The organism is Streptomyces sp. NPDC051662 (assembly GCF_040681655.1).
GTDB lineage: Bacteria > Actinomycetota > Actinomycetes > Streptomycetales > Streptomycetaceae > Streptomyces.
In genome coordinates this window covers 391,670-415,273 of the sequence record NZ_JBFAZD010000006.1, presented here as the reverse complement: position 1 = coordinate 415,273, position 23,604 = coordinate 391,670, and the positions used below count along the sequence as shown (strand labels likewise).

The window sequence follows — 23,604 nt, the reverse complement described above, 5'->3', positions numbered from 1 at the left end:
TCCCGGTTCGTGGTCATCGAGTTTCCCGACATGGACCGGATCCGGGAGTGGTACGACTCCCCCGAGTACCGGCGGGCCCGGGAGATACGAGAGGAAAAAGTCCGGGTGGGCATGCTGTTCGTCGAGGGCGCACCGCCTGAGGGCTTCTCCCTCCCGGCCTAGCCGTGCCGCTGGTGCGCTGACCGGAGAGGGTTGCCGGGCAAGGCTCGCGGCGTCCGACGGTGCACCGGACGCCGAGGGCCTCGGATCGCGCAGCACTACTTCACCGGAGAACAGTTCGACAGTCACCAAGCGACGGACGGTGTCACCCGCGCCACAAGGCGGGGGCGGCTCGGGATTCACGAAGTCGCATAGAACGGCTTCAGCGGCCTCTCAGGCGTGTTCTGTGGAGGGCCGCGAGCGCGAGGAGTTGGCGTTCCTCGTACGGCGTGGCGGGGCGGAGCGAGATGTGGTGAACCCGCCAGCGGAGGCCGGTGGGACGTGTCAGGAGGACCATCGGGCCGGCGAAGCCGGTGATCTCCGCCGGCATGTCGTAGTGGCGGTCGAACACGGCCATGCCGACACGGAGTTCACCCGGCCCCGGCCGTGACACAGGAAGCGGTCCCGGGCGCGGGCGCGCGCGAGGGCTCATTTCCAGTCCCCCGAGCGGCGGTGCGGGTGATTGCGGAGTTCGTCGTTCCAGTCCCGCACCATGCGACCGTTGCCGACCGCCCGCGCGTCCTCGCGCTGTCGGCAGAGCGCCGCGCACACGTCGCACCCGGTCGCGGGAACCGGCTCACGCGCGGGTAGGGATACGGTCATCGCTCGTCCTCGCCGGGGCGGGGTGCCGAGTCGGGGCACGACGGGTGACCGCAGACGCACGGCGGCCACTTGAGCACGTCCCCGGGAGCGAGGTCCGCGCCCTCGGCGCCGGGGTCGTACACGGAATTCGGTACGACGAGCGAACCGTCCACCCCGTACGCGGCGATCATCAGCGACAGACGCCTGCGCGCCTCACTTCGCTTCATCGGCCAGCCTCCGCAGTCCGCGCTCCACGCGCCGTGCCAACTCCGCCGTCGGCTCGGCGAATTCCCATGGCACCCCTCCGGGGATCAGCACGACCACCTCGTAGTCCTCGGTGGCCGAGGCCGGTGCTTCCCTCTCCGCCATTGGCGCGCCCCTCCGTCGTCGTGGCATTACTGTGTGTGTTCAAGATTCGGCATGCGTGCCTTCGCCGAACAGGGTTGAACGCACGTCAACGGGCCTGGGGTGAAGGAGGAAGAGGTATGGCCGACGAACTGAAAGGGCCGGTGGGACCGGTCAGCGGAGCTGCCTACTTCGGCAACGAGGTACGGGAGTGGCGGCTGGCCAGGGGGCTGAGCCAGCGCGAGGTGGGCGCACCGGCCCGATACGGGCAGCAGTACGTGGCGAAGGTGGAAGCCGGGGACCGGATGGCAAGCCCGGAGTTCGCCGCAGGATGCGATCAAGTCTTCGGTACGCCGCGTACGTTCGCCCGGCTACGGGACCGTTGCGCCGAGAAGGGCGGCTATCCGGACTGGTTCGAGCCGTACCTTCTGCTTGAGCAGAATGCATCCTCGGTCCTGGACTTCAGCTCAGGCCTGATCATGGGGCTCTTGCAAACCAACGCCTATGCCCAGGCGATCTTCCGGAAGGGCCGTCCGCACGATCCTCTGGACGTGACTGCGGAGAAGGTCGCACGCCGGTTGAAGCGGCGTGAGGTTCTGGTGCGCGAGAACCCGCCACTCGTGTGGGTTGTCCTGGACGAGTCCTGTCTGCGACGCGTGATCGGCAGTCCGGCTGTCATGGCTGAGCAAATGGCCTATCTGATCAAGGAAGCCGAGTCCCCCCGCTTCACCATTCAGGTGCTCCCGTTCAGCTCCGGGGCTCCCGCCTGGCCTCTGGCTTTCACGCTGCTGAAGTTCGAGGACGACGAGCCGGACATGCTCTACCAAGAGAGTCCGGGCTTCGGTCATGTGACCGACTCCCGAAAGCTCGTGGCGGATGCGAGCCTGCTCTACGATCGGCTACGTGCCGACGCACTCGCTCCAGAAGCGTCGGTCGACATGTTGCGCAAGGTGATGGAGGCATGGAACCGATGAGGACACTCGATCTGTCCGGTGCGCGATGGGAGAAGTCCAGCTACAGCGCGGACAATGAGGGCCAGTGCGTCGAGTTCACCCGCACCTTCGCCCTCTCCGGCATCGTCCCCGTACGCGACAGCAAGTCCCCCACCGGGCCCGTCCTCCTGCTCACCCCCACCGCCTGGAACGACTTCGTCGTCTTCGCCGCACGCCCCACCCAGTAACCGGCGCACCCGTGAGGGGACGGTGCCTCCCCCACGAGTGACACGGCGTCGTCAGGTTGCGCAAGGTAACGGAGGACTGGACCCGATGAGCAGATTCGATCTCTCCTGCGCACACTGGGAGAAGTCCAGCTACAGCGATCAACAGGGTGGCAACTGCGTCGAGTTCACCCGCACCTTCGCCCCCTCCGGCATCGTCCCCGTACGCGACAGCAAAACTCCCACCGGCCCGGTGCTCCTGCTCACCCCCACCGCCTGGAACGACTTCGTCGCCTTCGCGGCCAACGACAATTAGCCTTCCTGCGGCGGCCAGGTGTCGCCCCAGGCCGTGTCCCTGGCCGCCCGGTAGAGCGGGCCGTGGCGCTTGGTGACCGTCTCGCGGCGCAGGCCGTCGTCCCTCGTGCACAGGTCCAGAAGCACCTGGCCCTTGCGGATCTGCGGCTTCCGCGTCACCCGGGCTCCCGCCGGGTGCGCGTCGAAGCGGACCGCCGCCACATAGCTGAACTTCTCGTCCTCGTACGGCAGCGAGCCGCCCTTGACCTGGCGGTGCAGTGAGGAGCGGCTGACCCGCGCCGCGAAGTGGCACCAGTCCGTGCCCCGTTCGATCGGGCACGCGCCGTCGTGCGGGCAGGGGGCGGCGATACGGTAGCCCGCCGCGATGAGCCGGTCGCGGGCCTCGATGATCCGCAGATAGCCATCGGGCGTTCCGGGCTCCACGATCACCACGGCCTGCCCGGTCCGCGCGGCCTCGGCGACGAGTGCGGTGCGATCGCGTCCGGTGAGTTCCTTCAGTACGTACGAGACCGTCACGAGATCGTTCTCCGGGAGCTTCAGCGCCGCGTCGATCCTGGTCTGTCGCCAGTCCGCCGCACGGAGCGCGGGCGCTCCCGAGGCGGCGGCCAGTTCGCGTCCGAGGGCGAGCGCCGGCTCCGCCCAGTCGAGGACCGTGGTGGTACGGGGCTCCGCCCACGTCGCGTCCGCCGCCCAGACCGCCGCTCCCGTACCGCCGCCCACGTCGACGTGGCTGCCGGGCGCCCACCCGGGCGCCGCGTCGGCGAGGGCCTCCAGCGCGGCCCGTACCGCCTCGAAGGTGGCCGGCATCCGGTACGCGGCGTACGCGGCGACGTCGGACCGGTCACGGAGTACGGGCGCGTCGGTCGGAGTGGTGCCCCGGTAGTTGGTGATCAGCCGTTCGACGGCCTGCGCGGCCTGCTTGGGCGGCAGCCCGTCGAGCACTCCGGCGAGCGCGGCGCGCAGCGCTTCGGCGGTGGGGAGGGCAGACTCGGCGCGGTTCACCGTGGAATTCTGACATGCGGCCCGATCCCGGGCGTGCCCGCCGAAGCGGGCCCGTCACAACGGTGACACAAACTGCGGCGGGCACAGGCTCAGTTGCTACGCTGGCGCTTCTTGTCCGGCAGCCGCTCTCACGGGGGAAAACTTGAGTCGGCTCGTAAGACAGCCGTGAGACAGCAGGGGAACCATGAAACTGAGGCTCGTGCGTGGGCCCCGACGGGGCGGCGTACCCGGCGGAGGCCGTTTCTCCCGCGTAGGCCGCTTCTCCCGTGGGGGCGGATTCTCGCGCGGGAGCGGTTTCTCGCGCGGGGGCGGTGAGGGGACCGTACGGCAGCGGGTCGTACGCATGATCCTCGTCGGCGGGGTCATCGTGCTGGCACTGCTGCTCCTGCTCGCCACCTGTGGCGGCGGGAACAAGCCCGCCACGACGAAGGACGACGGCGCGGCAAGGAAGCCCGTGACGAACGTCCTGGACCGGGCACCGCGGCTCAGCGTTCCCGACGCGTACGACACCGGGCGCGGCTGGGAGATCATCGGCGGCTCCCCCGATGTCGCCGTCGCCCATGACGAGAACCGTCTCGCCTATCTGGAGCGGGTCGGCGGGGACAGGTTCCGGCTGCGGACGATCGACCCCGAGACCGGGCAGCGCGGCTGGGACGGGGAGCCCTGGCGACCGCTGTTCGCCCCCGACCGGTTCCCCAGGCTGCTGTCCGTCACCAAGGACGCCCAGGAGTACTTCGTCACCTGGTCGTACGGGAGGCTCAGCGCGGACGCGCTGCGCCCCGCCGACTCCATCGTCTCCCTGGACATCTACAACGCCTCGGACGGCAGCCGCCGGCGGGTCGAGACTCCCTGGGCTGACGCGCCGCAGGTGAGCGCCGCCGGGCCCGCCATCCTGATCAGCGACGGCAAGGCCACCAGCGCGGTGATCGATCCGGCGACCGCCGAGGTGGTCAAGGTCCCGCCGGGCTCGCTCGGCTACCCCAAGGGCTGCAAGGAGTGCCGCAAGCTGACCGAGGTGCGCGGGGTCACCGAGAAGGGGCTGCTGGTCAGCGGGGCCAAGGAGTTCTGGGTACGTGGTGGCTGGTACAGCCGGCAGGGCGCGCCGAAGGACACCGACAGCGCCTCGGGTGTGCCCGCCTCGATGGCGAGTGGCTTCATCCTCGCCAAGTGGCAGAAGAAGAAGGGCGCCTCGGACGCCCGTACGCACGAGGTCTGGGCGGTGCACGACGCGGCGACGGGCAAGGCCGTGGCACAGGTGCGGTGCCGTAAGCCGGCCATCACCCCGGCCGAGGACCCGCGTCTCATCGCCTCACCCGACGGCCGTTTCCTGATCGCGGGGCGGCTCGCCTTCGACCTGGACGCGAAGAAGGCGTACTGCTTCGAGGAGACGGACGGCACCCAGCCGCTGACCCTGACCACGGTGTCGGACGACGGCACGGCGTACGGCGCGGTGAGCGCCCGCAACACATCGGACGCGCTGGCGGGCGGCGGGAACCCGGTCAAGGTGAATCTGACGACCGCCACGCCCGAGGCCCTGGCGACCAATGTCCGGCTGCCGAGCGCGGAGACGTCGGGAGTGGGGCTCTTCCGCTGGACGGACTCGAAGAACCACCCGCATCTGGTCGGCTATCCGCGCCGGGGCTGAGAGAGAGCCCCGGCGCGGACAGCACGTGAACCAGTGAGCAGGACCAGTGAGCGGGACCAGCGAGCAGGACCGGTGATCAGGACCGGTGATCAGGACCGGTGATCAGAAGCGCTGATCAGGCGCCGGCGGCCGGGCGCTCCCTCGGCTGCTGGTGCCGCCACGGCCGTACGAAGCCCAGGAAGCAGCCCAGCGAGCCGACGGCGCACACCAGCTGCACGACCGCCATCGGAACGGCCGTGTCCTCACCCGCGATCCCCACCAGCGGCGAGGCGATGGCGCCGATCAGGAACGACGACGTACCGATCAGCGCGGACGCCGAGCCGGCGGCGTGCGGGGTCCGCATCAGCGCCGAGGCGTTGGTGTTGGGCATCGCGAGCCCCATCGCGGACATCAGCACGAACAGCGCCACCGCGACCGGGAGAAGTCCCACGGAACCGAACACCCCTGAGGTCATCAGCAGCAGGGCCAGCGCGGCGAGGGTGATGACCACCAGCCCGAAGCCCAGCACGCGGTCCATGCTGACCCGCCCGACGAGCACCTTGCCGTTGATCTGGCCGACGGCGATCAGACCGATGGAGTTGACGCCGAAGAGCAGGCTGAAGGTCTGCGGCGAGGCGCCGTAGATCTCCTGCACCACGAACGGCGAGGCCGCGACATACGCGAACAGCGCCGCGAAGGCCAGACCGCCCGCCAGCATGTAGCCGGTGAAGACCCGGTCCGCGATCAGCCCGCGCATCGTACGCAGCGCCGCGACGGTGCCGCCGCTGTGCCGCTTCTCCGGCGGCAGCGTCTCGTGCAGCCACTTCCAGACGACCAGTGTGAGGACGACACCGACCACCGTGAGGACGGCGAAGATGCCGCGCCAGTCGGTGAGGCGCAGCACCTGTCCGCCGATGACCGGGGCGATGACCGGCGCGACGCCGGAGATCAGCATCAGGGTGGAGAAGAAGCGCGCCATCTCCACACCGTCGTAGAGATCACGCACCACCGCGCGGGCGATCACGATGCCCGCCGCGCCCGCGAGGCCCTGCAAGAGGCGGAAGCCGATGAGGAGTTCGGTGGTGGGCGCGAGGGCGCAGAGGGCGGTGGCGAATACGTAGACGATCATGCCGAGCAGCAGTGGCCGGCGCCGCCCCCACTTGTCGCTCATCGGGCCGACCACGATCTGGCCGAGCGCCATGCCCGCCAGACAGGCGGTGAGGGTGATCTGAACCGTCGCCGCCGGTGAGTTCAGCGAGCGGGTGACCTCCGGCAGGGCCGGCAGGTACATGTCCATGGACAGCGGGGGCAGCGCGGTGAGCCCGCCGAGTACGAGGGTGACCAGCAGCCCGGCGCGGCGCGCGGCGACGGCGCGCTCCCGCGGGGGCGCGTCCGGGGCCGCTTGCGGGGTCTGCGGAGCTTGCGGGGTCTGCGGGGTCTGCGGGGCCCGCGCCGCCGCCTGCGAGGCGTGCGGAGGTGCCTGCCGCTGTTCCGGAATCGGTGCCGAGCGACGCTGCTCGGGTGCTATATGTCCGTTACGTCCTTCGGTGGTTCGGCCGCCGTCCGGCATTCCTGTCTCCATGTCGTTGAATCCGTACCTATGCTCTCAGCTCAGCGGGGGCCGTCGAGACCTTTATCTGGGGCAGCCATGACAACGGGACAGATGTCACAACAGGTGTCACAACAGATGTCACAACAGGTGTCGCGAGGGACGTCGCCCGGGAGCGCCGTCCGGTGGGGTGTGCTGGCGACGGGCGGGATCGCCGCGCGGTTCACCACGGACGTACAGGAGCTGCCGGACGCCGAGGTGGTGGCGGTGGCCTCGCGCGGCGAAGCGTCCGCGCGGGAGTTCGCGGGCCGCTTCGGGATCCCCCGGGCGTACGGCGACTGGGCCGGGCTCCTCGCCGACGAGGAGGTGGACATCGTCTACGTGGCGACCCCGCACTCCGCCCACCGGGCCGCCGCCGGACTGGCCCTGGCCGCCGGAAAGCCGGTGCTGTGCGAGAAGGCGTTCACGCTCAACGCGCGCGAGGCCGGGGAACTGGTCTCGCTCGCCCGGGAGCGCGGTCTCTTCCTGATGGAAGCCATGTGGATGTACTGCAACCCCGTCATCCTGCGGCTGGCGGAACTGGTCAGGGACGGCGCGATCGGGGAGATCCGTACCGTCCAGGCCGACTTCGGCCTCCAGGGCCCGTTCGACGCCACCCACCGGCTGCGCGACCCGGCGCTCGGCGGCGGAGCGGTGCTCGATCTCGGCGTCTATCCCGTCTCCTTCGCGCAGCTGCTGCTGGGCGAGCCCGACCGCGTCCAGGCCGACGCGCTGCTCTCGCCCGAGGGCGTCGATCTCAACACCGGCATGCTGCTGGGCTGGGACTCCGGGGCGACGGCGCTGCTCACCTGCTCGGTGACGGCCGGGACTCCGGTGACGGCGACGGTGACGGGCACGGCGGGCCGGATCGAGGTGCCGTCCGGTTTCTTCGCGACGGAGCGGTTCGTACTGCACCGGGACGGCGCGGAGCCCGAGGAGTTCACCGGCGACGGCGCGCTGCACGGCCTCCAGTACGAGGCGGCCGAGGTGATGCGCTGTCTGCGGGCCGGCGTGACCGAATCCCCGCTGGTGCCGCTGGACGGCACGCTCGCGGTGATGCGGACGCTCGACGCGGTACGTGACCGAATCGGCGTCCGCTTCCCCGCCGACGACGCAGTGGCCTGAGCGCCGCGTCAGACCGGCTTCAGCCCCGGGTCGCCCACCTCGGTCACGAAGGACGCCGCCGTCGTGACCGGGGCGCCGGGCGTCGTGATGACCTTGACCGTCTTGAAGTCCGCCCGCGCCCGCCGTTCGCCGAGCGTCACGGTCACATAGCCGCGCCGCCCGTTGTAGAACTTCATGTGCGGATTGGCCTCCATGAACGTGGCCCAGTTGGAGGGCCGGTCCGTACCGTCCCTGCCGCTGGAGATGGAGGTCGCCACGATCTCGGTGCCGAGCGTGCGCGACCCCGGGTTGTCCCAGTCCTTCTTCAGGTCGTACGCGTAGCCGGTGTGCACGTCGCCGGTCAGCACCATGAAGTTCTTGATTCCGGCTGCCTCGACGCCGTTCAGCAGCCGCTGCCGGGAGCCGGGGTAGCCGTCCCAAGAGTCCATCGACAGCTTGTAGTCGGCCGTCGGCAGATTGCGGCGGCGGGCGAAGGTCACCTGCTGGGGTACGACGTTCCAGGTCGCCGTGGACTTCTTCCAGCCGTCCAGCAGCCACCGCTCCTGGTTCGGTCCCGTCATCGTGCGCCCCGGGTCCTCGGACTCCGGGCCCGGCAGCTGCCAGCCGTCGCCGTACGCCTGGTCGTCGCGGTACTGGCGGGTGTCGAGGATGTCGAACTGCGCCAGCCGTCCGAAGCGCAGCCGGCGGTAGAGCCGCATATCGGGGCCGTCGGGCCGCTGCGGGGCGCGCAGCGGCTGGTTCTCCCAGTACGCGCGGTAGGCGGAGGCCCGGCGCAGCAGGAACTCCTCGGGCGGCACGTCGTTCTCGGGGACGTCGCCCGCGTAGTTGTTCTCGGTCTCGTGGTCGTCCCAGGTGACGACGAAGGGGTGCTCGGCGTGCGCGGCCCGCAGATCCGGGTCGGACTTGTAGAGGCCGTAGCGCATCCGGTAGTCGTCCAGCGTGACCGTCTCGCGGTTGAAGTGCGCGGGCAGTTCGCGGTCCTGGTAGTTACGGGCGCCGCCGACGGAGTTGACGGCGTACTCGTAGAGGTAGTCGCCGAGATGGAAGACCACATCGAGGTCCTCGGCCGCGAGGTGCTTGTACGCGGTGAAGTAGCCGTCGTGGTAGGCCTGGCAGGAGACGGCGGCGAAGGACAGCGTGCTCGTCCTGGCGTTCGCGGCGGGCGCGGTACGGGTGCGGCCGACCTGGCTGATCCAACCGCCGGTGCGGAAGCGGAAGTAGTAGACCCGGCCGGACTCAAGCCCGGATACCTCGACATGCACGCTGTGGTGGAACTCCGGGTGCGCGTCGGTCTCGCCGCGCTTGGCGATCCGGCGGAAGGCCGCGTCGTGGGCGAGCTCCCAGCGTACGGAGACCCGGTTGGCGGGCAGGCCGCCGTCGGGCTCGTACGGGCGCGGCGCGAGGCGGGTCCAGAGCAGCACACTGCCGGGGCTCGGGTCTCCGGAGGCGACGCCGAGGGTGAACGGATCCTCGGTGATCTTCCTGGCGTCCAGCTCGGCGGCGCTCGCGACCCCCGGGCTCGGCAGGTTGACGGCGAAGGCGAGCGCGGCGGCGGCAGCGGTGCCGGTGAGGAGGCGGCGGCGGCCGAGGTGCGCGGCGGCTGCTCTGAGTTCGGGAGAGTGGGTGCCGGCCGGTGCGGAGCCGCTGAGTGTGCGGCCGGCCGGTGCGTGGCGAAGTACAGGTGTCATGTGCCCCTCCCCTGACGGCGGCTGTCACTCGCATTGCAGTCGAGGGCGAAGACGCCCCGTTGTCGTGCGCACAACTCGCGCATGTCGACTGGATGAGGACCGCGTGCTGGGCCAAGTTCTACCCCACGTAACGCACGTACTCTGCCTGACCATGAACGCCATGCGGAACATCAACACCAAGGGGCGAATCGCCGTGGTGACGGGTGCCGGCTCCGGCATCGGACGCGCGGTCGCCAAAGCGCTGAGCGGCGCGGGCTGGTCGGTGGTACTGGCGGGCCGTCACCCCGAGAAGCTGACGGAGACGGCCGACGCCATGGAGGGCGACGCGCTGCCGGTACGGACCGATGTGTCGAAACCCGAGGACGTGGACGCGCTGTTCGCGGCGGTGGACGAGCGGTACGGCCGTCTCGATCTGCTGTTCAACAACGCGGGCACGTTCGGCCCCGGCGGTGTGCCCCTGGAGGATCTGCCGTACTCGGCCTGGCGGAAGGTGGTGGACACGAATCTGACCGGTACGTTCCTGTGCGCGCAGGCGGCCTTCCGGCTGATGAAATCGCAGGACCCGCGGGGCGGCCGGATCATCAACAACGGCTCGGTCTCCGCCCACGCGCCCCGCCCGGACTCGATCGCCTACACCGCCACCAAACACGGTATGACCGGACTCACCAAGTCCCTGTCGCTGGACGGGCGTCCGTACCGGATCGCCTGCGGGCAGATCGACATCGGGAACGCGGCCACGGACATGACCGAGCGGATGCGGCGGGGGGTGATGCAGGCGAACGGTGAGCTGGCGGTGGAGCCGGTGATGGATGTGGCGGATGTGGCCACGACGGTGCTGCACATGGCGGAGCTGCCGCTGGAGGCGAATGTGCAGTTCGCGACGGTGCTGGCGACGGGGATGCCGTTCGTGGGCCGGGGCTGAGGGAGCGCGGGGGGCGCGGGGGGTTGGAGCGCGACGGGGGTGCGAGAGGGGGGCGAGGGCGCCGTGTGGTGTGCGGGAATGCGCCGGACCGCCGTCGCTGTTGGCCGGAACATGAGCCCGCACTCCGCATCCGCGTCCGCCTCCCCCGCGACCCCCGGCGAGGTCCTTCGGTACACCGCGTTCTCGACCGACCCGGCGGGCGGCAACCCGGCCGGTGTCGTCCTGGACGCGGCCGGGCTCGGTGACGACGCGATGCTCGCGATCGCGGCGGAGCTCGGCTACAGCGAGACCGCCTTTCTCACCGCGCCGCCGCGGGACCTCGGCGAGCCGGGCCGGGCGTTCACCATCCGGTACTTCAGCCCGAAGGCCGAGGTCCCCTTCTGCGGGCACGCCACGGTCGCCACCGCCGTCGCGCTCGCCGAGCGGACAGGGCCCGGCGATCTCGTCTTCGCGACCCGCGCCGGGACCGTCCCGGTGACGGTCACCGAGCGGGACGGCGCGCTGCGGGCCACGCTCACCAGCGTCGAGCCCTACGTCACGGAGGTGGGCACCCAGGACGTACGGGAGGCGCTGGCCGCGCTGCGCTGGCCGGCGACCGAGCTCGACCCGGCGCTGCCGTCCCGTATCGCCTTCGCCGGAGCCCGCCACCTCGTGCTGGCCGCCGCGACGCGGGCCCGGCTGGCGGATCTCTCGTACGACTTCGACCGCCTCGAAAGGCTGATGACACGGCTGGATCTGACGACCGTTCAGCTTGTCTGGCGGGAGTCGGCGACCGTCTTCCATGTCCGCGACCCGTTCCCGGTGGGCGGTGTCGTCGAGGATCCGGCGACGGGGGCCGCGGCGGCGGCGTTCGGCGCGTACGCGCGTGAACTCGGCGTCGTACCGCACGAGTCGGTGCTCACCCTGCACCAGGGCGCGGACATGGGCCGCCCGGGAGTGCTGACGGTGGAGCTGCGGCCGGACGACCCGCGCGTCCGGGTGGGCGGCGCGGGCGCCCGGATCCCCGAGCTGCCTTAGGTCCTGTCCCCCGACGACGTCCGCGACGCGCTGCGCCGTCGTATCCAAGACCTGCTCGACGACAACGACACGGATCTTCAACAGCCCCATTGACGCCGTCTATCGGCGCAGCAGGCCGATCGACAGGTTGGCCGGTATCCGAAGGGGCGGAAGAACGGCCCAGGGCCACGCGGTCCGCATCTCCCCCCAGGTGCTTCGTCGCGCACCGTGCCGTACGCGTCGGCCGTCGCTCGACGGCCCATGCGGAACCGGCCGTTATACACGATTCCCGGCCGCCATGGCGAGCGACCGGATGGATCGGGGCGAGTTTCCGCAATACAGAAATCTGCAAGGATAATTCCCTTTGCGGCGAAGTTTCTTCTCGCTTGACATGACGCTCCGTCAATCTCTAGACATCCCCCGTGTCAGCGCCTTTCTGATCCGCTTTCCAACGCTGAGGGGAAGTCGAAAGTGAGAATTCCGAGACCCGGCTCATGGGCCGGCCTCGCGGCATTCGCCGTCATCAGTACATTGCTGCAACCCGTGGCCTTTTCCGGCCCCGCGGAGGCGGCCGCCCCTTTCAACGAGAGGGAGTGGCGCGAAAACCTGAGCAACTGGGAGAAGGGCGAGGGTGATCCGCCCGTTCTGCCCTCGGAATCCGTGCCCCTCAACGAGCGCGTGCCCAAGGGCGGCAAGGCGCGGAAGCCCGAGCGCGTGAAGGAGTTCACGGAGCGCCGGACGCCGACCGCCCGCTACTGGCAGATGTCGGACGGCAACACCCAGGCGGAGATATCCGCGGTGCCGACCGCCTTCAGGTCGGGCGCGGGCTGGAAGACGATCGACACGAGCGTCACCGCCGCCGACCGCAAGGGATTCACCTACGCCAACACCGCCAACACGGCGCGGAGCTGGTTCGGTTCGGACGCCGCCTCCCTCCTGCGCGTCGAGACCACGAGCGGTCAGGGCGTCACCTTCGGGCTCAAGGGCGCGGGCCGGCTCACGCCCCGCGCCAAGGGCTCCGACGTCAGCTACCCGGGCGCCGTCGACGGCGCCGATCTCGCCTACCGGGTCGGTCCTGGCGAGGTGAAGGAGACCCTTACGCTCAGGGAGCGGCCGGCGAAGGCGCCCGCGTACACCTTCACCCTCGATACGGACGGGCTCACGCCGAAGCTGCGCCCCGGCGGCTCGGTGGCCTTCCACAAGGAGTCCGCCGCCGACCCGGTGCTGGTGATCCCCGCGCCGTACATGACGGACGCCAAGCAGGACGCGGACTCCCCGTACGGAACCGCCTACAGCACCGACGTCACGACGCGACTGGCGAAGAAGGGCGGCGGCTGGGAGCTGACCGTCGAACCGTCCGCGGCGTGGCTGAACGCACCCGAGCGGCAGTACCCCGTCGTCATCGACCCGACGATCACGATCGCCCCGACCCCGACCCAGTCGCAGGACGTGATGGTCACGTCCGACGACCCCGGCGCCAATTTCAAGGACTCCTGGCGGCTCTCCGCGGGCCGCACCACCGTGGGGAACACACGCTCCCTGATCAAGTACGACCTGTCCGGCATCCCCGCCCGCACGCGTATCGACTCGGCGCGGATGCAGCTCTACTACGACCAGAACCACAGCGCCAACAATCTCCCCGTCACGCTCGGCGCCTACCGGGCGACCGGCCCGTGGGACGAGACGACGGCCACCTGGAACAGCACCAAGGACCTCGTCGGCGAGCAGTCGGCCTACTCCGTCACCGTCGATGACGGGGACGCTGGGACGACCGCGGCCAAGGGCGCCTGGCCGTCCTCGACCAACACGGCGTTCACCCAGTACGCGATCAACCGGGACTACCTCTACAACAAGGACGCGGTCACCGGTGACACCTACACCTGGCAGCCGCAGCTCGCCGAGTCGGGTGCGTACCGGGTCGATGTGCACTCCGTCCCGGCCACGGACCGTGCCACCAACGCGCCGTACACCCTGACGCACAACGGCGGCACCACGGCGTACACCGTCGACCAGTCCGCCGGCACCGGCGGCGTCTGGAAGGCACTGGGCACCAAGGACTTCGCGGCCGGCACCACGGGCAAGCTCGTCCTCGGTGACGGCCCGGCCTCCACGTCGACCGCGGTCGTCGCGGACGCGGCACGGTTCGTCAAGCCCGCCACCGACGTGATGCTGCCCAACACGTACAACAAGTGGCACAGCTTCTCCGTCCGCGACACCGTGCAGTCCTGGCTCGACGGCACACAGACGAACCACGGCTTCGTCGTCAAGGCGGAGAACGAGGCCACCGCCGCCGTCGGAGGCCCCCGCTACCACGCCTCCCGGTACGGCTACGGCGGCGAGACGGCGACGTACCCCAAGCTCACCCTCACCTACGGCCGCCCCGGCGCGGACCTCAAGGCCCCGACGACGATCCACGACACCGGCGCCGAACTGGCCTGGGGCGCCTACCAGGACCCGTCCACCGGCACGGCCGACGACATCGTCGAGTACCAGGTCCACCGCAGCGTCTTCCAGCGGTTCACCCCCTCGGCCTCGACGTTGATCGCCCCCGTCGGCAAGGACGCCCGGGCCTTCACCGACACCACCGCCGCTCCGACGGCGGCCACGGACCCGGAGCCGTTCGGCCGCGCGTACTACTACATGGTCGCGGTGAAGACCGCGGACGGCCAGATCGTCCCCGCCACCACCCAGCTCGTACGGCTCCCGAAGGCCGGACGCACCACCAAGATCTTCCAGAGCGGCCAGTCGGACACCACGCTCTCCTCGAACGAACCCACGACACCGCACGACACCATCAGCGACACCGGCGTCCAGCAGAACTGGCTCTCGGTCGGCAACAACTCGGCGACCTTCGGCAAGACCCGCGCCGTCCTCGGCTTCCCCTCGCTGAACATCCCGGCGAGTGCCCGCGTGATGCAGTCCGAGCTGGTCCTGTGGGGCTCGCTCACCAACACCGGCGGCAGCGGCGCGGTGTATGAACTGCGGCCCCTCACCCGGTCGTTCGACGAGGCGACCGCGACCTGGAACAAGGCCGACGCCGCCACCGCCTGGACGACGCCGGGCGGCGACCACGCGGCCGCGGTCTCCGACACCGTCTCCCAGCTGACCAACGACCCGGCCCGGCACAACTGGGACGCCACCTCCCTCACCCAGGGATGGGTGAGGGACCCGGCCTCGGCCAAGGGCCTGATGGTCAAGCTGGCGGACGAGGCCGGCCCGCAGGAGCGGACCCTCTTCCTGTCGTCCGAGGCGCCGGAGCAGGAGCTGCGCCCGCAGCTCGTCGTCACGTACATCGACTCCACCACCGCGTCGACGTACTACGCGGCGCAGACCCCGGCCCGGATGATCCCCGGTGACACGCACACCGTCGAGGTCACCCTCACCAACACCACCGGCCGTGTGCTGAGCGCCGCGAACGAGGAGCTGACCTACACCTGGTCGCTGCCGGACGGCACCGACGCGACCACCGGCGGAAACCAGGTCGGGACAGCGCTGCCGCGCGATCTGCTGCCCGGCGACACCGTCACGGTGCAGGCCCAGGTCAAGGCGCCGGTCAACTCCGGCTCCGGCAACAAGCGCACGGACCACGTGCTCACCTGGGACGTCCGGAACAAGACGGCCGGCACCTGGATGTCGGCCACCGACAGCATCGCCGGGCTGCGCCAGAACGTCGCCGTCGAGGACCCGACGTCGAACCAGCTCGGTATGGAGAAGTTCTACTCGTACACCGGGAAGAACACCGGCGCCGGCGCGTCCGTGATGAACAACCTGTTCGCGGGCAACAACGTCTGGTCGTACAACGCCTTCACCAACCCCGGCCGCGGGATCTCCACCTTCGCCCGCTTCACCTACAACTCCCTCGACACCTCCGACACCGTCCTCGGCCACGGCTGGTCCGCCCAGCTGGCCTCGCCTCTGCGGCTGGGCATGGGGCTGGACTTCCACCCCAACCCCACCCCGCGTGAGGTGACACTGCCCGACGGCGACGGCACCGCGCATATCTTCCGCAAGCAGGACGACGGCACATGGAAGGCTCCGGCGGGCGTCCACTATCTGCTGAAGGAGAAGCCGGGCGTCGACTGCAAGCCGTCCTCGGACGGCGACCCGGAGGCCTGGTCGCTGACGCGGCCCGACCGGACGGTGTTCTTCTTCGACTGCGACGGCTTCATCACCTCGACGGTGGACAAGAACGGCAACACGCAGTCGTTCACCTACGAGGAGCGCAAGTCCAACAACAAGCCCGTCAAGTTCCTCCGGTACATCACCGACCCGGCGGGCCGGCAGACGCTGACCGTCGACTACTACGCCAAGGGCGAGGCGTACAGCTACCTCGACGACGCGGGCGCCAAGGTGACGGGCGACAACCTCACCAACCCGAAGATCGTGGACCATGTGAAGTCGATCAGGGACGTCGACGACCGCGAGCTCACCTTCGTCTACAGCGACAAGGGGCTGCTCGGTGAGCTGACCGACGGCGCGGGCTCCGCCCAGCCGAAGGTGTTCCGGTTCGTCTACGACGCCACGCAGGGCAACAAGAACGTCAAACTGGTCAAGGTCACCGACCCGCGCGGCAACGCGACCTCCTTCGACTACTACTCCCCGAACGAGGGCGACGACCCGAAGTTCCACTGGGCCTCGCAGAGCATCACCGACCGGCTCGGCGGCACCACCGAATTCGTCTACACCGACCCGGACGGCAGCGCCGGCTCGGTGATCAGCACACAGGTCACCGACGCCGAGGGACACCACACCGACTACGTCCATGACGGCTTCGGCCGCCCGACCCGGATCACCAACGCCAAGTCCCAGGTCACCGACGTGTCCTGGGACGCGGACAACAACGTGACCAGGCTGGAGGAGCCCAACGGCGCTTTCACCACCTGGGTGTACGACCCGAAGACCGGATACCCACTGGAGCAGAAGGACCCCGAGGCCAACAAGAACGGCACCCCGGCCCAGACCTTCCAGTACCAGACCGGTCTGAACGGCCATATCGCCGACCTGTGGCGCAAGACCTCACCGGAGGGCCGCACCTGGGAGTTCGGCTACGACGGCTCGGGCAACCTGACCGCGGTCACCGACCCCAAGGGAGTCGCCTCCGCGACGGTGGGTGACTACACCACCCGCTACGAGTACGACGCCATGGGGCAGCTGACCAAGGAGACGGACGCCAACGGCAACTCCACCACCAACAGCGGTTTCGGTCCGACCGGTTACCCGGCGACGATCACCGACCCGCTGGGCGAGTCCGCCACCTTCGTCTACGACGTACGCGGCAATGTGCTGGAGGCCGTCAACGCCAAGGGCGCCAAGGTCACGCAGACCTACGACGACTTCGGTCGCCCGCTGGTCAAGAAGGAACCCAAGGACCAGGGCGCGAACCTCTTCATCACCACGCCCGCCCCCGTCTACGACGCGAACGACAACATCACGCGGGTGACCGCGCCGAACGGGGCCGTCTCCACCTCCGCGTACGACAAGGGCGACCAGCTCATCGAGCGGGTACTCCCGCGGGACGAGGCCGGCGACCCGGAGCGCAGGTCGACCTTCACCTACGACAAGGCCGGCAATGTCCTCACCGAGACCGAGCCGCAGGGCAACGTCACGGCGGAGGCCGGTGACTTCACCACGACGAACCGGTACGACGAGATCTACCAGGCCGTCGAGACGGTGAACTCGCGGGGCGAGAAGGCCACCGCCACGTACGACAACGCCGGCAACGTGCTCAAGGTCGTCGACCCGCTGAAGAACGCCGGCACCGACCCGGACGCCTTCACCACGAAGTTCACCTACGACCTCAACCACCGGGTCGTCACCACGACCGACGCCATCGGAGCCACCACCACCGACCGCTTCGACCTCGACGGCAACACCATCGGCACGACCGACGCCGAGGGCAACGAGGCGCTCGCCGCCTACGACGCCCGCAACGCCCTGATCGAGGCCAAGCAGCCCTGGAACAAGGACTCTTCGGGCAACCCGCTCCACCGCACCACCCAGTACGAGTACGACCAGGTCGGCAACCCCACCAGGACGGTCACCCCGCGCGGTGTCGAAACCACCGACGACACGACGGACTTCGTCGCCGAGACGGTCTACGACCAGCTGAACCGCGTCAAGGAGGAGCGCTCGCCCTTCGACAAGGACGACGCGCGTTACCGGACCCCGGACACGACCTTCTACAACTACGACGAGGTCGGCAACCTCTTCCAGGTCTCCACCCCGCCGTCCGAGGGCCAGTCCGTCCGGAACGTCACCGAGTACGCCTACTACGACAACGGCTGGACGAAGAGCTCCAAGGATCCGTGGGACATCACCACCTCCTACGACTACAACGAGCTCGGCCAGCAGACCAAGAACACCCTGACCGCCGCGGGCGGCTCCCAGTCCCGCACCATGACCTGGGACTTCTACCCGTCCGGCAATGAGAGGGGCCGCTCCGACGACGGAGTCCCGGTGGGCCGGGCCGTCACCCTCGTGGACAGCTCCGACTTCCACAACACCACCTCGCAGGGGACCTGGAACCGGACCACCGCGCCGGGGAACTACGGCTACGACACCTACTCGCACCCGGCCGGAACCGGCACGGGGCAGTTCGTGTGGCAGCTGAACATCCCGCAGAAGGGCGGCTACGAGGTCTTCGTCCGCCACCCCCAGGTCACCGGCGCCGCCACCGACGCCACGTTCACCATCGACCACGACGGCGGCAGCGCCACGAGGAGTGTCGACCAGAGCACCCGCGCCGGCGAGTGGATCTCCCTGGGCAGCTACGCCTTCGTCGAGGACGGCCCGCAGAAGATCAGCGTCTCGGACAAGGCGAACGGCACGGTTCTCGCCGACGCGGTGAAGCTGGTCCGCGACAACGGCGGCGAGAGCGACACCGAGAAGAAGGACTTCGGCTACCGCTACGACGTCAACGGCAACCTCGTCGAGGTCAAGGACAACTCGCCGGGCGCCGCCATCGACACGTACCGCGTCGGCTACGACGGACTCAACCGCATCTCCAAGGTCGAGGAGTTCGCCGGGAGCACGGTGAAGAACACCACCGCGCTCACGTACAACGCCAACGGCAACCCCGTCACCTCGACGCACGACGTCACCTGGTCGAAGACCGAGTACGACGCGCGTGACCTGGTCACCAAGGTCACCAACGCGGACTCGGCGACGGCCGGCGACCAGCAGATCTCCACGTTCACCTACACCCCCCTGGGCCAGTCGCTGCGACAGACCAAGCCGAACGGCAACACGCTCGACCTGAGCTACTACCTCGACGGTTCGGTCAAACGGTCCCAGGAGAAGACAGCCGCGGGCGCGGTGGTGGCCCAGCACGACCTGGAGTACTCGGCCAACGGCCACCGCTCCAAGGACACCCTGAAGCTGATGAACGCCGATGACCCGGCGGCGTCCATCGACAACACGTACCTCTTCGACTACGACCCGCAGGACCGCGTCGCGAAGGTCACCAAGAGCGGTGACTCCTCGGCGACCGAGACCTACACCTACGACGCGAACAGCAACGTCATCGAGCAGTCGGCCGGCGGGGTCGACACGACCCACCGCTACGACCGCAACCGGCTGCTGTCCTCCTCCGCCGGAGGTATCAGCTCCACCTTCAACTACGACCCGCTGGGGCGCCTGGACACCATCTCCGCCGGCGGCCAGACCATCCAGAAGAACACCTACGACGGCTTCGACCGGACGAAGCGGAGCCGGTCGGGAGCCGGTGCGTCCGCCGTGACCACCGACTACGTCTACGACCCCTTCGACCGCACGGTGAGCGAGACCACCTCAGGGGCCGAGAGCAAAACCAGAACGTTCACCTACCTGGGCATGGAGGACCAGGTCCTGCGCGAGGAGCTGAGCGGAAAGGCGGACAAGTCCTACCAGCTGTCGCCCTGGGGGCAGAAACTCACCCAGATCAAGCACCTGGACACCGGCTCCAAGGAGTACTCGCAGTTCACCTACAGCCCGCGCGGTGACGTGGAGGCGATCACCAAGGACAACGGCACCACCCGGGCCACCTACGGCTACACCGCCTACGGCTCGAACGACGACGCGCAGTTCACCGGCGCGGACAAGCCCGACGCCACCGCCCCCGAGGGCGAGGAGCCGTACAACGCGTTCCGCTACAACGCGGCGCGCTGGGACGGTGGTTCGGGGACGTACGACATGGGCTTCCGGAGCTATGACCCGGGCCTCAACCGCTTCCTGACGCGCGACATGTACGGCGGCGCGCTCGCCGACATGCGGCTGGCGGCGGACCCGTTCACCGGCAACCGCTACGCCTTCGCCGGCGGCAATCCGATCAGCTTCGTCGAAATCGACGGACATCTCTTCGGGCTCTCCCTGTCCGACATCGGCCACGCGACGCTGGACGTCGTCGGCCTGGTACCGGTCGTCGGTGAGGTCGCGGACGTCGCCAACGGCGTCTGGTACGCGGCCGAAGGCAACTACACCGACGCCGCGCTCTCCATGGCCTCGGCGATTCCGTTCGCCGGTTACGGGGCAACGGCCGTGAAGGCCGGCCGCTACGTCGACAAGGGCCTGGACGCTCTCGACACCGCGAGCGACACCGTGCGCGCGGCCGACAATGTCGGCGACGCGGCGAAGGCCGCTCCCACGCCCAAGGACCCCTCCCCCGCTCCGGCACCCAAGCAGGACGCGCCGGACGCGCCGGCGGCTCCCGCCTGCAGGATCAACAGCTTTGTCCCCGGGACCGCGGTGCTCATGGCCGACGGTTCCACCCGGGCCATCGACCGGCTGAAGGTGGGTGACCTCGTCCTCGCCACGGACGTGGAGGGCGGTGACACCCGCGCCCGCGCGGTGACCGACACCCGGAGCCACGAGGGCCGCAAGGACCTCGTGACGCTCACGGTCGACACCGACGGCCGGGACGGGGCGAAGAGCGGCACCATCACCTCGACGGCGGGCCACGAGTACTGGCTGCCGGACGCCGGACGGTGGGTACAGGCCACGACTCTTGAGCCGGGCATGTGGCTGCGCGCCTCCTCCGGCACCTGGATCCAGGTCACCGCGGTCGACCGCACCACCCGTAAGGAGCGGGTGCACAACCTCACCGTCGAAGGCGTCCACGACTACTACGTCCTCGCCGGTGACGGCCAGCTCCTCGTCCACAACGGCTGCGGCGATGATCTCCCCGAGATCAAGATCCCCAAGAGTCTCCGCGGCGGGGACGGCATCTTCAGCCCGGGACCCTTCGCCCGCAAGGCGGTCCTGGCCCCCAGCACCTCTCAGCGCTTCGGCAAGGCTGTCCGAAAGGCCGTCAACGCCATCGGCGACCGGTTCGGCTGCCACCGCTGCGGTGTGAAGGACCCCGGAACCAGCGTCACCAACGCCCAGCGGATGTTCAAGAACCGGACGCTCGGCAACTGGATCCCCGACCACTGGCCGGCCAACGCCGTGCTCAAGAAGCTGCAGCTGCTCGGCAAGGCGCGCCAGCTCCTGCTGCCACACTGCAAAGCCTGCTCCAACATCCAGCGCAACGCGATGAACCAGCATTCGCGAAGCTGACAGCCGGGCCGGCGGTGACAACCCGGCGGTGACAACCCGGCAGTGACAACAATGAGACCGTCGGTTTCGGCGGACCGAGAGTGAGGCAGTCGTGCAGTTCACTGTGAGAGTGCTGGGGCGGATGAGCGGAGACGTCGTCGCCCAGCGGACCGCGGACGCGTTGGGAATCTTCAACTCGACCCCGCAGTTCCTCAGCAACGAGCGATGGGAGATCGAGGTCGTCCTCCCCGACGAGGTGGAGGACGACGTGGAGTCGGGTCCCGACGGCGAGATCGCCTCGTCCTGGGTGCTGCTGTGTGACAGCGTCGGGGACGACGACTCGGGCGTGGAGGCGACGGCGGACCTGGAGCGGGTCCGGCGGTCCCTGCTCGACGCCGGCGCCTCCGAGGTCCTGATCGAAACTCTCGCACCGTAGGCTCACGCCCACCGTGGACGGCCCGCCGGACATACCGGCGGGCCGTTTCCGTGGGTGCCACGCTTCGCCCGTCTCACCCGTTGAGGAACTCCGCACACCGGTAGGGGCCAAGCGCGGCTCCGTCGGACGGCCGCAGCGTGACCTCGACGTCGTCGGTCCTGACCTCCGGGTCGAGTACGGACTGCGCGCGCGCCAGCGTGCACACCAGCTGCCCCGTGCCCTGGTCGCGCCCCGACTCCGGGTACGGGCCGTCGAGCTGCACCGTGACCTGCGTGCCCGTCCCCGTCACCGTGTAGCCGCCCAGCTGCTGGAGGAGAGAGGTGAGCCCGTCGCGCAGCTCGGCGGGCCCGGGCCCCGCGGCGAGCATTTTCACCACCGCGCCGAGGTTCTTGATCTCCGTATCGGGCCGGGACACCCCGCGCAGCCCGCTGTCGGACGCGAAGTACAACCGCACCCCGCGCGTCAGCCCGGACGCGGGCTCGCCCGCGCCTATCACCCCGGTCGGCTGGACGCCGCAGCCCATCAGCGCGATTCCCACGATTCCCAGCGCGGCGACCGCGCCCGTCCGCCTGACCTTCACTCCGTGTCCTCTCCCGTGCGCCGCAGGGGCAGCCGCAGCGTGAACACCGCGCCGCGCCGTGGTCCATGGGCCACGCCCGTCATGCCGGGCAGGTCGGTCACGCCGGCCACCTCGATCGTGCCGCCGTGCAGCCGCGCGTTCTCCAGCGCGATCGCCATGCCGAGGCCGCTTCCCTGTCCGCTGTCGTCGGCCGTGCCGCGCGTACGGGCCGTATCCGCCTTGTAGAACCGGTCGAAGACCCGTTCCCGGGCCCCCGGCGGCAGCCCGGGACCGTGGTCGGCGACCTCAAGCGTCACCCACGCCCCGTCCGCCGCGAGGGCCCCTCCGGCGGTCGTCCCCAGGGTCACGGTGACCGGCGGGGCCCCGTGCCGCAGCGCGTTGCCCACGAGGTTCGCGACGATCACATCGACACGGCGCCGGTCGACCACCGCCCGTACGTCCTCGTCGAGATGTGTCCGCACCCGGTCCGTCCAGCCGCGCAGCGCCAGCGACGCCCGTACGGTCCCGGCGAGGTCCGTCTCGGCCGCGTTCAGCCGTACCGCCTTGGCGTCGAAGCGGGAGATCTCCATCAAGTCCTCGACCAGCCGGGCCAGTCGGGCCGTCTCCGCGCCGACGGTACGGGCCGCCCGTGCCGTGTCCGGCGGCAGTTGGTCGGCGTCCTCCTCCAGGACCGTCGCCACCATCGTCATGGCCGCGAGGGGTGTGCGCAGTTCGTGGGACACGTCCGCCACGAAGCGGCGCGCCTTCGCCTCCTGCTCGCGCAGCTCCGCGTCGGAGGCCTGGAGCGCGTCGGCGGTCTCATTGAACGTCCGTGCCAGCTCGGCGAGTTCGTCGCGGCCGGAGACGGCGACCCGGCTGCCGAGGTCGCCGGCCGCCAGCTCGCGGGTGGCCCGGCCCAGCTTCCGTACCGGACGAAGGACGGTCCCCGCCGCCAGCAGCGCCAGGACGACGGCCAGCACCACCACCGGCACCGTGCCCGTCCGTACGGAGTCAAGCAGGGCGGCGGTGTCGTCGCGCTCCGCCCGTAGCGGGGTGATCGCGAAGATCTCCAGACCGGAGGCGCGACGGTCCCCGTCGGCGTACATCACGGGCATACCCACGACCAGATAGGGCTCGCCGCGCCACATCACCCGCTGGAACCGGGCCCCGTCCCCGGCGCGCACGGCGGCGCGCAGCTCGGTGGTGATCCGGTCCTCCGTGTCGGCGTACGAGTCGGAGACCGCGACGAGGTCCTGGTAGCGGGCGACCACCGTGCGGTCACCGATGCCGACGCCGTCCGCGACCTTCGCCGCGAACTGGGACAGCGACCGCTGGTCGGGCGGTATCTGAACATCGGCGGCGACCGCGGTGACCCGCTCCCGGAGATCGTCCACGGCGGTGTTCTGGGTGCGCTGGAGGACGGCGGTGCGGGCGTCCCGGTAGGCGAGGGCGGTCGCGGTCACCGCGCTGATGAGGGCGACGACGACGAAGGCGGCGACGAGCCGGCCGCGCAGCCCGCCGATGAGCCGCCGGGGGCGTCGCCTCGGCGCGGCGCCGC

At 69.8% G+C, this 23,604-nt stretch carries 19 protein-coding genes; 10 read left to right on the top strand and 9 right to left on the bottom strand.

Annotated elements, in window-relative coordinates:
* Nucleotides 1–9 precede the first annotated feature (9 nt).
* Complete coding sequence (locus AB0M67_RS13845; protein WP_365745561.1) at nucleotides 10–162, top strand: DUF1330 domain-containing protein; 153 nt, start codon at nucleotides 10–12, stop codon at nucleotides 160–162.
* A gap of 199 nt (nucleotides 163–361) precedes the next feature.
* Here the strand turns inward: AB0M67_RS13845 and AB0M67_RS13840 are convergent, their stop codons facing one another.
* The 4 genes from AB0M67_RS13840 to AB0M67_RS13825 all read right to left on the bottom strand — a co-directional run bounded on the left by AB0M67_RS13840 (nucleotide 362) and on the right by AB0M67_RS13825 (nucleotide 1,149).
* On the bottom strand, nucleotides 362–556 hold the full coding sequence (locus tag AB0M67_RS13840; protein ID WP_365745533.1) for a hypothetical protein: 195 nt from the start codon (nucleotides 554–556) through the stop codon (nucleotides 362–364).
* A 71-nt stretch (nucleotides 557–627) separates the two neighbouring features.
* Complete coding sequence (locus tag AB0M67_RS13835; protein WP_365745532.1) at nucleotides 628–801, bottom strand: hypothetical protein; 174 nt, start codon at nucleotides 799–801, stop codon at nucleotides 628–630.
* Nucleotides 798–1,007, bottom strand: coding sequence for a hypothetical protein (locus tag AB0M67_RS13830; protein WP_365745531.1), 210 nt, complete (start codon nucleotides 1,005–1,007; stop codon nucleotides 798–800). The genes AB0M67_RS13835 and AB0M67_RS13830 overlap by 4 nt, the downstream gene beginning before the upstream one ends.
* On the bottom strand, nucleotides 994–1,149 hold the full coding sequence (locus AB0M67_RS13825; protein ID WP_365745530.1) for a hypothetical protein: 156 nt from the start codon (nucleotides 1,147–1,149) through the stop codon (nucleotides 994–996). Before AB0M67_RS13825 ends, AB0M67_RS13830 begins: the two co-directional genes overlap by 14 nt.
* Before the next feature lie 116 nt (nucleotides 1,150–1,265).
* Between AB0M67_RS13825 and AB0M67_RS13820 the strand changes: the two genes are divergently transcribed.
* From AB0M67_RS13820 to AB0M67_RS13810, 3 genes are all read left to right on the top strand, one after another.
* Nucleotides 1,266–2,099, top strand: a complete 834-nt coding sequence (locus AB0M67_RS13820; RefSeq protein ID WP_365745529.1) for a helix-turn-helix transcriptional regulator — start codon at nucleotides 1,266–1,268, stop codon at nucleotides 2,097–2,099.
* Complete coding sequence (locus AB0M67_RS13815; RefSeq protein WP_365745560.1) at nucleotides 2,096–2,305, top strand: DUF397 domain-containing protein; 210 nt, start codon at nucleotides 2,096–2,098, stop codon at nucleotides 2,303–2,305. Before AB0M67_RS13820 ends, AB0M67_RS13815 begins: the two co-directional genes overlap by 4 nt.
* Nucleotides 2,306–2,390: 85 nt before the next feature.
* On the top strand, nucleotides 2,391–2,597 hold the full coding sequence (locus AB0M67_RS13810) for a DUF397 domain-containing protein (protein WP_365745528.1): 207 nt from the start codon (nucleotides 2,391–2,393) through the stop codon (nucleotides 2,595–2,597).
* Here the strand turns inward: AB0M67_RS13810 and AB0M67_RS13805 are convergent.
* Entirely contained in the window at nucleotides 2,594–3,598 is a 1,005-nt protein-coding gene (locus AB0M67_RS13805) for a small ribosomal subunit Rsm22 family protein (RefSeq protein WP_365745527.1), read from the bottom strand. The genes AB0M67_RS13810 and AB0M67_RS13805 overlap by 4 nt on opposite strands.
* Before the next feature lie 199 nt (nucleotides 3,599–3,797).
* Between AB0M67_RS13805 and AB0M67_RS13800 the strand changes: the two genes are divergently transcribed.
* The gene (locus tag AB0M67_RS13800; protein ID WP_365745526.1) at nucleotides 3,798–5,243 is read left to right on the top strand and encodes a hypothetical protein; all 1,446 of its coding nucleotides are present in this window, start codon (nucleotides 3,798–3,800) and stop codon (nucleotides 5,241–5,243) included.
* A 115-nt stretch (nucleotides 5,244–5,358) separates the two neighbouring features.
* Here the strand turns inward: AB0M67_RS13800 and AB0M67_RS13795 are convergent, their stop codons facing one another.
* Nucleotides 5,359–6,804, bottom strand: a complete 1,446-nt coding sequence (locus tag AB0M67_RS13795; protein ID WP_365745525.1) for a Bcr/CflA family efflux MFS transporter — start codon at nucleotides 6,802–6,804, stop codon at nucleotides 5,359–5,361.
* Nucleotides 6,805–6,909: 105 nt separating this feature from the next.
* On the opposite strand from AB0M67_RS13795, the gene AB0M67_RS13790 reads away from it, so the two are divergent.
* On the top strand, nucleotides 6,910–7,935 hold the full coding sequence (locus AB0M67_RS13790) for a Gfo/Idh/MocA family oxidoreductase (RefSeq protein WP_365745524.1): 1,026 nt from the start codon (nucleotides 6,910–6,912) through the stop codon (nucleotides 7,933–7,935).
* An 8-nt stretch (nucleotides 7,936–7,943) separates the two neighbouring features.
* On the opposite strand, the gene AB0M67_RS13785 is transcribed toward AB0M67_RS13790, so the two are convergent.
* The gene (locus AB0M67_RS13785; RefSeq protein WP_365745523.1) at nucleotides 7,944–9,623 is read right to left on the bottom strand and encodes an alkaline phosphatase D family protein; all 1,680 of its coding nucleotides are present in this window, start codon (nucleotides 9,621–9,623) and stop codon (nucleotides 7,944–7,946) included.
* 151 nt (nucleotides 9,624–9,774) lie between these two features.
* Between AB0M67_RS13785 and AB0M67_RS13780 the strand changes: the two genes are divergently transcribed.
* From AB0M67_RS13780 to AB0M67_RS13765, 4 genes are all read left to right on the top strand, one after another.
* Entirely contained in the window at nucleotides 9,775–10,545 is a 771-nt protein-coding gene (locus AB0M67_RS13780) for an SDR family oxidoreductase (RefSeq protein WP_365745522.1), read from the top strand.
* A 111-nt stretch (nucleotides 10,546–10,656) separates the two neighbouring features.
* Nucleotides 10,657–11,562, top strand: coding sequence for a PhzF family phenazine biosynthesis isomerase (locus AB0M67_RS13775; protein ID WP_365745559.1), 906 nt, complete (start codon nucleotides 10,657–10,659; stop codon nucleotides 11,560–11,562).
* Nucleotides 11,563–12,084: 522 nt separating this feature from the next.
* Complete coding sequence (locus tag AB0M67_RS13770) at nucleotides 12,085–21,072, top strand: DNRLRE domain-containing protein (protein ID WP_365745521.1); 8,988 nt, start codon at nucleotides 12,085–12,087, stop codon at nucleotides 21,070–21,072.
* A 91-nt stretch (nucleotides 21,073–21,163) separates the two neighbouring features.
* A complete protein-coding gene (locus AB0M67_RS13765) occupies nucleotides 21,164–21,487 on the top strand; it encodes a hypothetical protein (protein WP_365745520.1) in 324 nt (107 codons plus the stop codon).
* A 73-nt stretch (nucleotides 21,488–21,560) separates the two neighbouring features.
* On the opposite strand, the gene AB0M67_RS13760 is transcribed toward AB0M67_RS13765, so the two are convergent.
* Nucleotides 21,561–22,067 carry a hypothetical protein gene (locus AB0M67_RS13760; RefSeq protein ID WP_365745519.1) on the bottom strand — a complete coding sequence of 169 codons (507 nt, stop codon included), beginning with the start codon at nucleotides 22,065–22,067 and terminating at the stop codon, nucleotides 21,561–21,563.
* On the bottom strand, nucleotides 22,064–23,569 hold the full coding sequence (locus AB0M67_RS13755; protein WP_365745557.1) for a HAMP domain-containing sensor histidine kinase: 1,506 nt from the start codon (nucleotides 23,567–23,569) through the stop codon (nucleotides 22,064–22,066). Before AB0M67_RS13755 ends, AB0M67_RS13760 begins: the two co-directional genes overlap by 4 nt.
* Nucleotides 23,570–23,604: the final 35 nt, after the last annotated feature.

Excerpts from the sequence above, each read along its gene's own strand:
- AB0M67_RS13840 (WP_365745533.1), bottom strand. The coding sequence starts at position 556 with ATGGCCGTGTTCGACCGCCACTACGACATGCCGGCGGAGATCACCGGC.
- AB0M67_RS13835 (WP_365745532.1), bottom strand. The coding sequence starts at position 801 with ATGACCGTATCCCTACCCGCGCGTGAGCCGGTTCCCGCGACCGGGTGC.
- AB0M67_RS13830 (WP_365745531.1), bottom strand. The coding sequence starts at position 1,007 with ATGAAGCGAAGTGAGGCGCGCAGGCGTCTGTCGCTGATGATCGCCGCG.
- AB0M67_RS13825 (WP_365745530.1), bottom strand. The coding sequence starts at position 1,149 with ATGGCGGAGAGGGAAGCACCGGCCTCGGCCACCGAGGACTACGAGGTG.
- AB0M67_RS13820 (WP_365745529.1), top strand. The coding sequence starts at position 1,266 with ATGGCCGACGAACTGAAAGGGCCGGTGGGACCGGTCAGCGGAGCTGCC.
- AB0M67_RS13815 (WP_365745560.1), top strand. The coding sequence starts at position 2,096 with ATGAGGACACTCGATCTGTCCGGTGCGCGATGGGAGAAGTCCAGCTAC.
- AB0M67_RS13810 (WP_365745528.1), top strand. The coding sequence starts at position 2,391 with ATGAGCAGATTCGATCTCTCCTGCGCACACTGGGAGAAGTCCAGCTAC.
- AB0M67_RS13795 (WP_365745525.1), bottom strand. The coding sequence starts at position 6,804 with ATGGAGACAGGAATGCCGGACGGCGGCCGAACCACCGAAGGACGTAAC.
- AB0M67_RS13790 (WP_365745524.1), top strand. The coding sequence starts at position 6,910 with ATGTCACAACAGGTGTCGCGAGGGACGTCGCCCGGGAGCGCCGTCCGG.
- AB0M67_RS13785 (WP_365745523.1), bottom strand. The coding sequence starts at position 9,623 with ATGACACCTGTACTTCGCCACGCACCGGCCGGCCGCACACTCAGCGGC.
- AB0M67_RS13780 (WP_365745522.1), top strand. The coding sequence starts at position 9,775 with ATGAACGCCATGCGGAACATCAACACCAAGGGGCGAATCGCCGTGGTG.
- AB0M67_RS13775 (WP_365745559.1), top strand. The coding sequence starts at position 10,657 with ATGAGCCCGCACTCCGCATCCGCGTCCGCCTCCCCCGCGACCCCCGGC.